The organism is Spirulina major PCC 6313, from assembly GCF_001890765.1.
GTDB lineage: Bacteria > Cyanobacteriota > Cyanobacteriia > Cyanobacteriales > Spirulinaceae > Spirulina > Spirulina major.
In genome coordinates this window covers 4,625,844-4,637,737 of the sequence record NZ_KV878783.1, presented here as the reverse complement: position 1 = coordinate 4,637,737, position 11,894 = coordinate 4,625,844, and the positions used below count along the sequence as shown (strand labels likewise).

Sequence of the window (11,894 nt, the reverse complement as noted above, 5' to 3'; positions counted from 1 at the left end):
TGTTACATTGCCCATGACAGACTCCGCTTTTCGTTCCTCTTCTGTCCTCACCCCCACGACCGACGGCTCGCAGCCCCAGGTGTGGCTCCGTCGTTTCATCTGGAAAATGGCGATCGCTGTTTTCCTCTTGATGGCGATCGGCAGTGCGACACGGGTGATGAATGCGGGACTGGCTTGCCCCGATTGGCCCCTGTGTTATGGCCAGCTCGTCCCCACCCAACAGATGAATCTGCAAGTGTTTTTAGAATGGTTCCATCGTTTGGACGCGGGTTTGGTGGGCTTAAGTGCGATCGCACTGTTGGGTCTGTCGGTGTGGTGGCGGCAATCCTTGCCCCGCTGGGTTCCCTGGGCCAGCGGCTTTGCGCTTTTCCTGATCGTCTTCCAAGGCATCCTCGGCGGATTAACCGTCACCCAAATGCTCCGGTTTGATATCGTCACCGCCCACCTCGGCACGGCCTTATTCCTCTTCTGCACCCTCTTGGTCATGGGAACCGCCCTCCTGCCCCACAACGGCACTGGCACAGCCCGCCGCCTCCCGCTCCTCGGCATGACCGCCACGGTCTTGGTTTACGGCCAAAGTCTCCTGGGGGGCTTGGTGGCCTCGCAATGGGCCCTGCACCAATGCCTGAGCCGCTCCGATCGCTGCTGGGTGATGAATAGTCACCTCCTCGGCGTGGTTCCTGCCACCCTCGCCACCCTGCTCCTCGTTGGGATGGCACTCCGCACCCCGGCCTTACATCCGAGTTTGCGTAAATTGGCGATCGCGGCCGGTAGCCTCGTCGCCCTCCAAGCCCTCATTGGCGTAGCCACCTATCGCCTCCATCTCCAAGTCGAACCCCTCACCGTCACCCATCAAGCGGTGGGTGCTGCCCTCTTGGGGGTTTTGACCGTTTTCACCGTCGTTGCCCGTCGCGATTTGGCATCCCAACCCTAATCTAGGTTGGCGATCGCCCCCGCTGTGATGCCCCTGCATCATTCAAGCTCCCACGCTCTACACATTTATCACGTAAGGACACGACTTCATGATTGGGACAAGTTACACCCCGAAACACGAAAACATTCGTGATGTACTCAAAAGCTACCTCCAACTCACCAAGCCCCGGATTATTCCCCTCCTCCTGATTACCACCGCTGCGGCGATGTGGATCGCCGCCAAAGGAAATGTTGATCCGCTGCTATTGGCGGTGACGCTCCTAGGGGGAACCCTAGCCGCCGCGTCGGCTCAAACCCTGAACTGCATTTATGACCAAGATATTGACTATGACATGGTACGGACGCGCAAACGTCCGATTCCCGCCGGTCGAGTGCAGCCCCGCCATGCCTTGGTGTTTGCGATCGCCCTGGGGGTCGCCTCTTTCACCCTCTTCTGTGTTTTCGTCAACCTCCTCAGCGCCCTCCTCGCCATGGCAGGCATCGCCTTCTACATGGTGATCTATACCCACGTCCTCAAACGCTATAGTTCCCAAAATATTGTCATCGGAGGCGCAGCGGGCGCAATTCCGCCCCTCGTCGGTTGGGCCGCCGTCACGGGGGATCTTAGCCTTACCGCTTGGCTCCTGTTCGCCCTGATTTTTCTCTGGACTCCCCCGCATTTTTGGGCCTTGGCCTTGATGATTCGGGAAGACTACGCCCAGGTGAATGTGCCGATGTTGCCCGTCGTCGCAGGGGAAGAAGAAACCGTCAAGCAGATTTTGATCTATACCTTGCTGGTGATTCCTTGCTCATTTTTGTTGATCTATCCCTTGGGTGAATTGGGGATTGTCTATGGTGCGATCGCTGCTTTCTTAGGATTTGGATTCCTCAAAAAAGTTTGGCAACTGTATCAAAACCCCTCCGATCTCCCCCTCGCCAAATCAGCATTTAAATATTCCATTCTCTATATGATGCTGCTCTGTACCGGCATGGTGATTGATAGTTTACCCCTCACCCATCAGGCGATCGCATCGTTAGGGCAGTTCCTCCAAACCATCGCCGTGGTCTAGCGCGATCGTCATTACCCCAAAACGGGCACACCCTCATCCCCAACCCTCTCCCGCAGGCGAAAGGAGCCAAAAGCCCTTTCCTGCGGGAGAGGGTTGGGTGAGGGATTGCATCACTAGAATGCACCCGCTGTTCAACCCATCCATCAACACCGTAAGGAATGAAGTAGGAAACTGGTGAATCTTCCTGAATCAGTTTCATTGTTCTGAAATTATCATGGCTCTTCCGTTTCCATTGATTTGGTGTTTGATTGGGATCGGCTGTTATGGGGCAGAGGTGTGCATGCTGTCCAGGCGTTCCCTCCGGTACGCGGGACTCTTTCCCGGTGCGATCGCCTTCATTCTCGCCCTTTTCACCTGGCGCTACGGATTTTTAGCAAATCAATTTCAGTTCCAACTGTTGTACTGGATGGTTCTTTCCACGATGTTGGTGATCTGGGTGCGACCCATGTTGAGTAAGCGCCAAGGCTACCGCGATCCCCTTGTGATTGAAGCGATCAGCCTCACGCCCATCCTGCCGGGTCAAACGGGGCGTGTGCTCTACGAGGGGACATCCTGGGCAGCCAGGGCAGAATCCTACAGTGAGGCGATCGCCCCCCAACAAACGGTTTATGTCCTTGAGCAACAGGGAACAACCTTAGTGGTCACGGCCCTGCTTCAGTCCCAATAAGTCTCCGGAGCCGCTGCCTCACCCCCTCAACCTGATGAAAATCATTAACAATTGTAATTTCCCTGACGGCATTTCTCCGTGAATTGTCTGACCCGGTTCAAGAAAGCTTGTAGGTACAATCGAGAAACAGATTTAAACCTGCACCGTTTTCATAACCTTTAATGGGAGACCTCTTGTCCTGTGTCCTCTGATGCCATCACCCTCAGTCATGCCGACTACACCGCTTTGCAAGCCGAACTTGAGGCCCTACGCCGACAGGTTAAGCACCAACGGCTCGAACCCTTCAAGCAACAACGCATTATTTCAAGCACCATTGAACGGGTGCGAGCATCCCTCAATATTGAAGAGATTTTGCTAACAACGGTGACAGATGTTCGCCAACTGTTGCAGGCGGATCGGGTGGCGGTTTTTGAGTTTGACCCCAAATCGGGCTATGACGATGGCACTTTTGTGATTGAGTCCATTGACCCGCGTTTTACGTCAGTGGTGTCCTGTCGTGTTCACGATCATTGTTTTGGAGAGCAGTTTGCGGCGGACTATGTCAACGGGCACTGTCAAGTGGTGGCGGATATTGCAGCGGCGGGTTTGAGTCCTTGTCATCGAGAGATGCTGGATCAGTTTCAGGTGCGGGCGAATTTAGTGGTGCCATTGTTGCAGGGTGAGCAGCTTTGGGGGCTGCTCTGTGTGCATCAATGTGGGGGGCCTCGTCCGTGGCAGGAGAATGAGGTGGAGTTTGCCCGGCAGATTGGCGGCCATCTTGGGGTTGCGTTGCAGCAGGCGGGCTTGTTTGCCCAGGTGCAGCAGCAGGCCACTGAACTAGAGGAACTGCGCGATCGCCTCAAGACCCAAATTACCCAACAGCAGACCTCTTTGCAGTCCTTGCAGCAAAAACATGTGTCTGTGCAAGGTCAATTGCAATCGCGGGAAAATCAACTCTATCAATTTGTTGAGCATACTCCGGCGGCGGTGGCGATGTTTGATACGGAAATGCGGTATCTATTGGCGAGTCGGCGGTGGATTGAAGAGTATGGTTTGGGCGATCGCGAGGTGATTGGGCGATCGCATTACGAGATTTTCCCCACCCTTGACGACAACTGGAAAGCCATCCATCAACGCTGCTTAACTGGGGTCATCGAGCGTTGTGAGGAAGACTCCTTTACCCGCGAAGACGGCTCAACCGAGTGGCTCACCTGGGAAATTCGCCCCTGGTATGACGACCATGGCAACGTCGGCGGCATCATTATGTTTACCGAAGTGATTACCCCCCGGAAACAGATTGAAGCGCAACTCCGGGAGGCCAATGAGCGCCTTGAAACCCTGGTGGACGAAAAAAATACCTGCCTTAAAAACACGGAATCACGTCTGCAAAATATTGCGGAAAACCTGCCGGGAATGCTTTATCAATACGCTGTGCAATCGGATAACCCAGAGGGCTACTTCCTCTACGCATCATCCCGCAGTCATGATATTTTTGGTTGTCCGCCGGAGGCGATGGCCAGCGGACTGGTGGCGACCCATCCCGATGATCAACGGCGTTTAGCGACATTAATTTATCAGTCGGCGACGACCTTAGAGAAATTCCGCTATGAAGGGCGAATTCAAAACCAAACCTCCGGGGAAACGCGCTGGATTGAGGCGATTTCGCAGCCGGATGTTTACGAAGATGGCAGCATTGTCTGGGATGGGGTGATGTTTGATATTAGCGATCGCAAGCAGATCGAGCAAGAACTTCGCCTCTATAAACAAGCCCTGGCCAGTTCCAGCGATGCCGTGGGCATTTCGACCCCAGCGGGCGTGCATATCTACCACAACCAAGCCTTTAATAATCTGTACGGCTATGGGTCAGCGGCAGAATTCCAAGCTGCGGGGGGCATGGCGGCGGCGTTTGTTGATCCGGCGGCGGCGGCGGCGGTGATGCGATCGCTCCAAGCCGGTCAACCCTGGAGTGGCGAAGTCATGCAACGCACCAAAAACGGCACACACCTCAATGTCTTGCTCCGGGCTGATGTGATCCGCGATGATGACGGCACGATTTTAGGCTTTGTGGGCGTAAACACCGACATCACCGACTTCAAAGCCGCTGAACGTGCCCTCCAGCAAACCACCAACAACCTCCAAGAAGCTCAGCACCTCGCCCACATCGGCAACTGGAGCTACGACATCGCCCAGGATCAGATCACCGGCTCTGAAGAACTGTTTCGCATCTTTCGCCGTCCGCCTACCTCGGAACCGCTCCCCCTCAATACTTGGCTCTCGTTTTATCATCCCGACGATCGCCCCCTGCTCCACACCGCCCTTGAACAAGCCCAAGAAACCGGCCACAACCAAAATCTTGAACTGCGGATTTTAAAAAGTGCCCATGTGGTGGGCCATGTGCAGGTTCGGATTGCGCGATCGCCCCAAACCCCCCACACCCCCGCCCGTCTTTATGGAACCCTCCTCGATATCACCCAACGCAAAAACGCCGAACTCCTTGCCCAGCAAAAAGCCGCCGAAATTGAAACCGCCCTCCACGAACTCCAGCGCACCCAATCTCAACTGATTCAAAGTGAGAAAATGTCGAGTTTGGGGCAACTGGTGGCGGGGGTTGCCCATGAAATTAACAATCCGGTGAATTTCATCTATGGCAACATCACCCACGCCACCGAATACGCCGCCAGTCTGCTGGAAATTATCGCCGCCTTCCAAGTCCAGTATCCCGACCTCCCGCCGGATTTGGCAGATCTGATCGACGAGTTAGATCTTGACTTTTTGCGCGAGGATTTGCCCAAGCTCCTCAATTCCATGCAGGTGGGGTCCCAACGAATTCGGGAGATTGTCGCCTCGTTGCGCACCTTTTCCCGCTTGGATGAGGCGGAGGTGAAGGCGGTGGATATCCATGAGGGGATTGATAGCACCTTGATGATTTTGCAAAGTCGATTTAAGGCACGGAGCGATCGCCCTGCTGTGACCCTCAATAAGAACTATGGCCATCTGCCCAAGGTGGAATGCTATCCGGGGCAGTTGAATCAAGTGCTGATGAATATCATTGTGAATTCCCTCGATGCGATGGAAGAGCGGGATCAACAGCGCGATCGTGCTGCCTGCGCAGCAAAACCCAGCAGTCTCTCGATCAGTACTGGGGTGGATTTAACCGGGGGCAATGTGGTGATTCGGATTCGCGACAATGGCCCAGGGATTCCAGAAACGATCCAATCGCGGATCTTTGATCCCTTCTTCACCACTAAAGCGATCGGCAAAGGAACCGGGATGGGGATGTCGATCAGCTATCAGATCATCACCGAACGCCACGGCGGCTCATTAACCTTTGTCTCCTCTGACCAAGGCACTGAATTCACCCTCAGCATCCCCGCCTATCAGGCCATCACTGCCTAGGGGTTGCTTCGGTGGGTTGGGGGATGGGGCCGCGAGTTGTACCGATCAAGCAGGCGCGATCGCAATTCGCCCCCGTAAAATCCGCCCCCTGCAAATCCGCACAGAGCAAATTCGCCCCCACCAAATTCGCCCCCGCAAAATTGGCCCCCCGCAGGTCACATTCTTCCAAATTCGCCTCACTTAAATTCGCCCCCTGCAAATCCGCCTGGGCCAGGCATGCCCCCTTCAAATTGGCACTATTCAGCGTCGCGCCCCGCAGGTCTACCCCCCGCAAATCCGCCCCCTGAAAATTAACCCCCGTCAAATTCGCCCCACTCAAGAACGCACCGGCCAACGAAGCCTGCACCCCCTTTGCACTCATCAAATTACTGCCCCGCAGATTACTCCCCCGCAAATCTCCGTGGGAAAAATCACTTTGCATCAGATTGACCCCGACAAAATTTGCCCGGCCATCCACCTGCAACAACTGCGCCCCCAGCAAATTTGCCCCATCAAACCGGCCACCCTTCAAAGACGCATGGGAAAAATTGACACCGACTAAATTCGCTCCCACCCAATTAACGCGGTCTAGGGATGCATTCGATAAATCTTCATCTTCTAGATCCACCCCAGGGAGATCTTTTAGTTGACCTGCGCGAATCGCCTCAATGTCCATAGAAAATTGTGTTAGAAAACCAGCAACAGCGACATCACCCCCTAGTAGCGGTAATGTTCGGGAAACACTACTTACAGAGAAGGGACTCTCCCCGTCAGTATAGAACTAACTACTGAACAGTAGAAGACTTTCCCCCCAAGGTGGAACAGCCTTCCTCACTGTAACTCTGTTGTAGATAGCCCGGAGCACCAAAAAAATTATGGCAAAAGTCGTTGGAATTGACCTCGGCACCACCAACTCTTGCGTCGCTGTGATGGAGGGCGGCAAGCCTACCGTCATTGCCAACGCGGAAGGGTTTAGAACCACTCCATCCGTTGTCGCCTATGCGAAAAATGGCGATCGCCTCGTCGGCCAAATCGCCAAACGTCAAGGCGTAATGAACCCGACCAACACCTTCTATTCCGTCAAACGCTTCATCGGTCGCAAACACGGCGAAGTCAACGTCGAGACCACCGAAGTCTCCTACAAAGTTCTCCAAGACAACAACGGCAACGTCAAACTCGACTGCCCCGCCTTGGAAAAACAATTCGCCCCCGAAGAAATTTCCGCCCAAGTGTTGCGGAAACTCATCGAAGACGCGAGCAAATACCTCGGTGAAACCGTCACCCAAGCCGTGATTACCGTACCGGCATACTTTAACGACTCCCAACGCCAAGCCACCAAAGACGCGGGTAAAATCGCGGGGGTCGAAGTATTGCGGATCATCAACGAACCCACCGCCGCTTCCCTGGCCTACGGTTTAGACAAGAAGAGCAACGAAACCATTCTCGTCTTTGACCTGGGGGGCGGGACCTTTGACGTGTCCATCCTCGAAGTGGGCGATGGTGTGTTTGAAGTGCTTGCCACCTCTGGGGATACCCATTTGGGCGGTGACGACTTCGACAAAACCATCGTGGACTACTTGGCAGAAAACTTCAAGAGCACCGAAGGCATTGACCTACGCAAAGATAGCCAAGCCCTGCAACGCCTCACTGAAGCCGCTGAAAAAGCCAAAATCGAACTGTCGAGCGTCACTCAAGCGGAGATTAACCTCCCCTTTATCACCGCCACCCAAGACGGGCCGAAGCACCTCGACATCACCCTCACCCGCGCCAAGTTTGAAGAACTCTGCGCCAGCTTGATCGATCGCTGCCGGATTCCGGTGGAAAACGCGGTGCGTGATGCGAAGCTGGATAAGAGTGCGATCGATGAAATCGTCCTCGTGGGTGGTTCGACCCGGATTCCGGCCATTAAAGAAGTGGTCAAAAAAGTCCTGGGCAAAGACCCCAACCAAAGCGTCAACCCCGATGAAGTGGTGGCCGTGGGTGCGGCAATTCAAGGCGGTGTCTTGGCCGGTGAAGTCAAAGACATTCTCCTCCTGGACGTGACCCCCCTCTCTTTGGGTGTGGAAACCCTCGGCGGCGTGATGACCAAAATCATCCCCCGCAACACCACGATCCCCACGAAAAAATCGGAAGTCTTCTCCACGGCTGTAGACGGACAAACCAACGTGGAAATCCATGTTCTCCAAGGGGAACGGGAAATGTCCAAGGACAACAAGAGCCTCGGAACCTTCCGCCTCGATGGCATTCCTCCCGCTGCTCGTGGTGTGCCGCAAATTGAAGTCACCTTTGACATCGATGCCAACGGGATTCTCAACGTGACCGCGAAAGATAAGGGCACGGGTAAAGAACAGTCGATCAGCATCACGGGGGCTTCGACGCTGCCGGATACGGAAGTGGATCGCATGGTCAAGGAAGCGGAAGCCAACGCCGCCTCCGACAAAGAGCGCCGCGAAAAGATCGATCGCAAGAACCAAGCCGATACGCTGGTGTATCAAGCGGAAAAACAACTCACGGAATTGGGTGATAAAGTGCCCGCTGCTGAGAAGGAAAAAGCCGAAGCTCTGCTCAAGGATCTCCGCGAAGCCGTCCAAACCGAAGACGACGACAAGATCCAAACCGTGATGCCTGAACTGCAACAGGTGCTCTACGCCATTGGTAGCAGTGTCTACCAAGATGCGGCAGGGGCGGCGGGGGCTGAAGGCCCGCAAGATCCAGCAGGTGATGCGCCGGGTGGCGGTGCGTCCGACGGTGGCGATGATGTGATTGATGCTGAGTTTTCGGAAACGAAGTAGTTGGCGATCGCGCTCCGGATTGCCGCTCGCGGTGATCTGCTAGCGATATGATGCGACAATGCTCGGCCGGTGGGCCGGGCATTTTGCTGTAGGGGGGGGGTTGAAACGTGGTGAGGTGTGAGCGATGGAACAGACTCAGTTTAAAGTGTTACATTTACCGGAACCGAGGGGCGATCGCGCCCCCCGTTGGCCTTGGATTGCGCCCCCCGATCCCCATCCCCTGCCACCCCATTGCCCCAAACTTACCATCGTCATCCCCAGCTACAACCAAGGGGATTATCTGGAAGCCACGTTGCGATCGATCCTGCTCCAAGGCTATCCCGCCCTCGAAATTTGGGTTATTGATGGCGGCAGTACGGATCAAACATTGGAGATTCTCCAGATGTATCGCAAGTGGGTGCAGTGGATCAGCGAACCCGATCGGGGGCAATCCGATGCCGTGAACAAAGGGTTACAACGGGCAACGGGGGACTGGATCGGCTGGCAAAATTCCGATGATACCTATGCCCCCGATGCCTTTGCCCATTTCGCCCACGCCCTCACGGAGCAGCCCGATAGCGAGGTGATCTATGGCCGCCTCGATCACATCAATGCGGCGGGTGATTATCTGTTTCCGTACCCTGTGACCGAGGCGACGGTGGGCACGATGATCCCCTATTCGGCGGTGACCAATCACGCCGTTTTTTTTCGTCGCACCCTTGTCGAGGCGGGGCAGGGGTTGGATCTGACCTATCACCACTGTATGGATCAAGAGTTTATTTTGCGGCTGTTGCTGCGGGGCTATCGCTTCACCTTCACGCCCCATCTGTTCGCCCATTGGCGTTTACATGAGCAGAGTAAATCAACGCAACAGATGGAAATCTGGGCGCGGGAGGCGTTTCGGCTCTGTCAGCAGGTCTATGGGGCGGAGGTGGCTCCGGAGGTGCGGGCGAAGGCGCGGGACTGCCTGTATAGTTTGTGTGCGGATAGTTTTGCGAAGGGGCGATTAGGGGTGTTTCGGGAACAGGTGGCGGTGTTGCGATCGCAATTCCACCTCACGCCCTCCCTCTGGCTCAAGTCCCATCTCGCCAAGCTGCCGGGGATACATCATCTGATCCGCTGGAAGGCAAGCCTACGAGGAGGAGAGGGTTAACGATGGTGAATCTGGCCTATCGGGCGGCGCGGTGGAAAGGGGCATTAATGCGGCGCTGGTATCGGGCGCGATTGCCGCAGCTTGTTCGCCGTCCGGGGCTGTGGGGCGATCGCCTCCCCGCCTCGGTCTATGCCCTTTCCTGTGATCGCGATCTCCCGGAACAGGTGGCCAGTGTGCGATCGCTCCTCACCTATGCCGGTGTGCCCGATCGCTACGTGATCGTCTCGGACGGCAGCTACACCCCCGCCCAAATCCAACTCCTCACCAACCTTCATCCCTGCGTTCAAGTCATCCCCCTCACGGACTTCGCCGATCCCGCTCTACCACCCGAAGTCACCACCTACGCCCACCTCAACCCGATGGGCAAAAAGTTAATGATGATCCTCTCAATCCCCATCCAGGGGCCAACCATCTACAGCGATTCGGATATTTTCTTTTTTCCAGGGGCGCGGGAATTGCGCGATCGCCTCACCGCCCCCGGTGAGCACTCCTTCTATCTCCCCGACGCAGACCCCGCCTTCGATCGCCGCATTCTCACCGGCCTCCCCGATCGCGAACCGATTAACGGCGGCTTCATCCTCTTCCGGCGCGTCCCCGACTGGGGCGAAGCCATGGCGCGATTTCTCGCCCTCGACGGCCCGCCCAATTATTTCACCGAACAAACCATGATGCACCTCACCCTCCATCGGGACGGCGCACAACCCCTAGAGCGCGATCGCCACATCATGGGCCGCGAGGATGAATTCCACTGGCGCGATCGCTACGCGGGCGATCGTACCGTTTTGCGCCACTACGTCACCCCCGTGCGCCATAAATTTTGGGGCAATTGGCAGTATTTGGGTTGATTAAGGTTGGCTACAATTTGAGATGAATCTGCATTGAGCGAGCGAGGTGCGGTGAATTCCCGATTTTGAGCATGGCGATGAAGGTGAGGATGTGGTGATAGACGTGATGCGGTAGGGGAGCTTGCAGGCATTGTTACAGCAGGATGGGGAGGCGATCGCCGATGGCGTTGAGTTGGGGAACCAGTTCATCGGGGACATTGAGGGTAATGGTTGCCATAGGAAGGAGGCTCTGTGTATTGGCTCTATTTTAGCGATCGCACCACTTTTGGGGCGGTTTGATTTTGGGTTTGGTGGTGGCGGGGTTGCTACAATTTTGAGCAGGTCTTATGTGATGTCGAGGTAAATATGGCGATCACTTTAACTCCAGACCCAGAACAATTGATTCAAAACAAGCTTGCTAGTGGCCAATACAGCAGTGCTGATGAGGTGATTGCTGAAGCCCGGCGACTGCTCGAAAAGCGCGATCGCGGCTATGAGGCATAGTTGGCTCAAACACGAGATCAGGTACAGGTTGCCCAGGCGGAGTTAGCGCGTGGAGAAGGGATTGAGAGTAGTCAGGTAATCGAGCGACTGAGGGCGCGATCGCGCCAACTCAAGCAAAATTAGTGTGGAACTTAAAATGAATTCATTACCTATTCGCAAAGCCCAAGATAATCTCAACCAGCTCGTTGATGAGGTGTCGCAATGTCGCAGCCCGGTACTGATCACAGGTTCAAATCATGAGGCAGTATTAATTTCTAAAGCGGACTGGGATGCGATGCAAGAGTCGCTTTCTCTCGGTAGCATTCCGGGCTTGGTGGAGTCAATTCAGCAAGAAGCCAGTACACCGCTCGAAGATTGCATTGAGCTTGAGAATCTAGAGTGGTGACTTGGCGCGTTGTTTTGACCAAGCAGGCGGCGAAGGATGCCAAGAAGTTAGCAGCGGCCGATCTGAAGCATAAAGCACAAAAACTGCTCAACATTTTGGTGCAAAACCCCTACCAGCCACCCTACGAAAAGCTGGTGGGGAATTTGGCTGGCTACTATTCCCGTCGAATCAACAAGCAACACCGTTTGGTGTACGAAGTCCATGAGCAGGAGCGACTTGTGAAGGTGTTGAGGATGTGGACACACTACGAGTGA

The 11,894-nt window shown here is 55.2% G+C and carries 13 protein-coding genes; 12 read left to right on the top strand and 1 reads right to left on the bottom strand.

What is annotated here, in order from left to right; translation table 11 throughout:
- Positions 1–13: 13 nt before the first annotated feature.
- From SPI6313_RS20505 to SPI6313_RS20490, 4 genes are all read left to right on the top strand, one after another.
- Complete coding sequence (locus tag SPI6313_RS20505; protein ID WP_072622663.1) at positions 14–934, top strand: COX15/CtaA family protein; 921 nt, start codon at positions 14–16, stop codon at positions 932–934.
- Between the two features lie 88 nt (positions 935–1,022).
- Complete coding sequence (locus SPI6313_RS20500; protein WP_072622662.1) at positions 1,023–1,982, top strand: heme o synthase; 960 nt, start codon at positions 1,023–1,025, stop codon at positions 1,980–1,982.
- A 280-nt stretch (positions 1,983–2,262) separates the two neighbouring features.
- Entirely contained in the window at positions 2,263–2,649 is a 387-nt protein-coding gene (locus SPI6313_RS20495) for an NfeD family protein (RefSeq protein WP_175551198.1), read from the top strand.
- A 180-nt stretch (positions 2,650–2,829) separates the two neighbouring features.
- Complete coding sequence (locus SPI6313_RS20490; RefSeq protein WP_072622660.1) at positions 2,830–6,024, top strand: PAS domain S-box protein; 3,195 nt, start codon at positions 2,830–2,832, stop codon at positions 6,022–6,024.
- Here SPI6313_RS20490 and SPI6313_RS20485 read toward each other — a convergent pair.
- Positions 6,014–6,679: a pentapeptide repeat-containing protein gene (locus SPI6313_RS20485; protein ID WP_072622659.1), complete on the bottom strand. Its 666-nt coding sequence runs from the start codon at positions 6,677–6,679 to the stop codon at positions 6,014–6,016. The two genes, SPI6313_RS20490 and SPI6313_RS20485, sit on opposite strands and share 11 nt — an antisense overlap.
- A gap of 199 nt (positions 6,680–6,878) precedes the next feature.
- On the opposite strand from SPI6313_RS20485, the gene dnaK reads away from it, so the two are divergent.
- The 8 genes from dnaK (at position 6,879) to SPI6313_RS20455 (ending at position 11,894) form a co-directional block, all read left to right on the top strand.
- Entirely contained in the window at positions 6,879–8,795 is a 1,917-nt protein-coding gene (gene dnaK / locus SPI6313_RS20480; protein WP_072622658.1) for a molecular chaperone DnaK, read from the top strand.
- A 124-nt stretch (positions 8,796–8,919) separates the two neighbouring features.
- Positions 8,920–9,927 carry a glycosyltransferase family 2 protein gene (locus SPI6313_RS20475; protein WP_072622657.1) on the top strand — a complete coding sequence of 336 codons (1,008 nt, stop codon included), beginning with the start codon at positions 8,920–8,922 and terminating at the stop codon, positions 9,925–9,927.
- Between the two features lie 2 nt (positions 9,928–9,929).
- A complete protein-coding gene (locus SPI6313_RS20470; RefSeq protein ID WP_072622656.1) occupies positions 9,930–10,772 on the top strand; it encodes a hypothetical protein in 843 nt (280 codons plus the stop codon).
- A gap of 121 nt (positions 10,773–10,893) precedes the next feature.
- Positions 10,894–11,115, top strand: a complete 222-nt coding sequence (locus tag SPI6313_RS23140; RefSeq protein WP_139276716.1) for a hypothetical protein — start codon at positions 10,894–10,896, stop codon at positions 11,113–11,115.
- A gap of 2 nt (positions 11,116–11,117) precedes the next feature.
- Positions 11,118–11,255, top strand: coding sequence for a ribbon-helix-helix domain-containing protein (locus SPI6313_RS24145; protein WP_217650692.1), 138 nt, complete (start codon positions 11,118–11,120; stop codon positions 11,253–11,255).
- Positions 11,256–11,378 (top strand): hypothetical protein, encoded by a 123-nt coding sequence (locus SPI6313_RS24875; protein WP_281248440.1) that lies wholly within the window; start codon positions 11,256–11,258, stop codon positions 11,376–11,378.
- 13 nt (positions 11,379–11,391) lie between these two features.
- Positions 11,392–11,640, top strand: a complete 249-nt coding sequence (locus tag SPI6313_RS20460; RefSeq protein ID WP_072622655.1) for a type II toxin-antitoxin system Phd/YefM family antitoxin — start codon at positions 11,392–11,394, stop codon at positions 11,638–11,640.
- Positions 11,637–11,894 (top strand): Txe/YoeB family addiction module toxin, encoded by a 258-nt coding sequence (locus tag SPI6313_RS20455; protein ID WP_072623257.1) that lies wholly within the window; start codon positions 11,637–11,639, stop codon positions 11,892–11,894. Before SPI6313_RS20460 ends, SPI6313_RS20455 begins: the two co-directional genes overlap by 4 nt.

Excerpts from the sequence above, each read along its gene's own strand:
- SPI6313_RS20505 (WP_072622663.1), top strand. The coding sequence starts at position 14 with ATGACAGACTCCGCTTTTCGTTCCTCTTCTGTCCTCACCCCCACGACC.
- SPI6313_RS20500 (WP_072622662.1), top strand. The coding sequence starts at position 1,023 with ATGATTGGGACAAGTTACACCCCGAAACACGAAAACATTCGTGATGTA.
- SPI6313_RS20495 (WP_175551198.1), top strand. The coding sequence starts at position 2,263 with ATGCTGTCCAGGCGTTCCCTCCGGTACGCGGGACTCTTTCCCGGTGCG.
- SPI6313_RS20485 (WP_072622659.1), bottom strand. The coding sequence starts at position 6,679 with ATGGACATTGAGGCGATTCGCGCAGGTCAACTAAAAGATCTCCCTGGG.
- dnaK (WP_072622658.1), top strand. The coding sequence starts at position 6,879 with ATGGCAAAAGTCGTTGGAATTGACCTCGGCACCACCAACTCTTGCGTC.
- SPI6313_RS20475 (WP_072622657.1), top strand. The coding sequence starts at position 8,920 with ATGGAACAGACTCAGTTTAAAGTGTTACATTTACCGGAACCGAGGGGC.
- SPI6313_RS20470 (WP_072622656.1), top strand. The coding sequence starts at position 9,930 with ATGGTGAATCTGGCCTATCGGGCGGCGCGGTGGAAAGGGGCATTAATG.
- SPI6313_RS24145 (WP_217650692.1), top strand. The coding sequence starts at position 11,118 with ATGGCGATCACTTTAACTCCAGACCCAGAACAATTGATTCAAAACAAG.
- SPI6313_RS20460 (WP_072622655.1), top strand. The coding sequence starts at position 11,392 with ATGAATTCATTACCTATTCGCAAAGCCCAAGATAATCTCAACCAGCTC.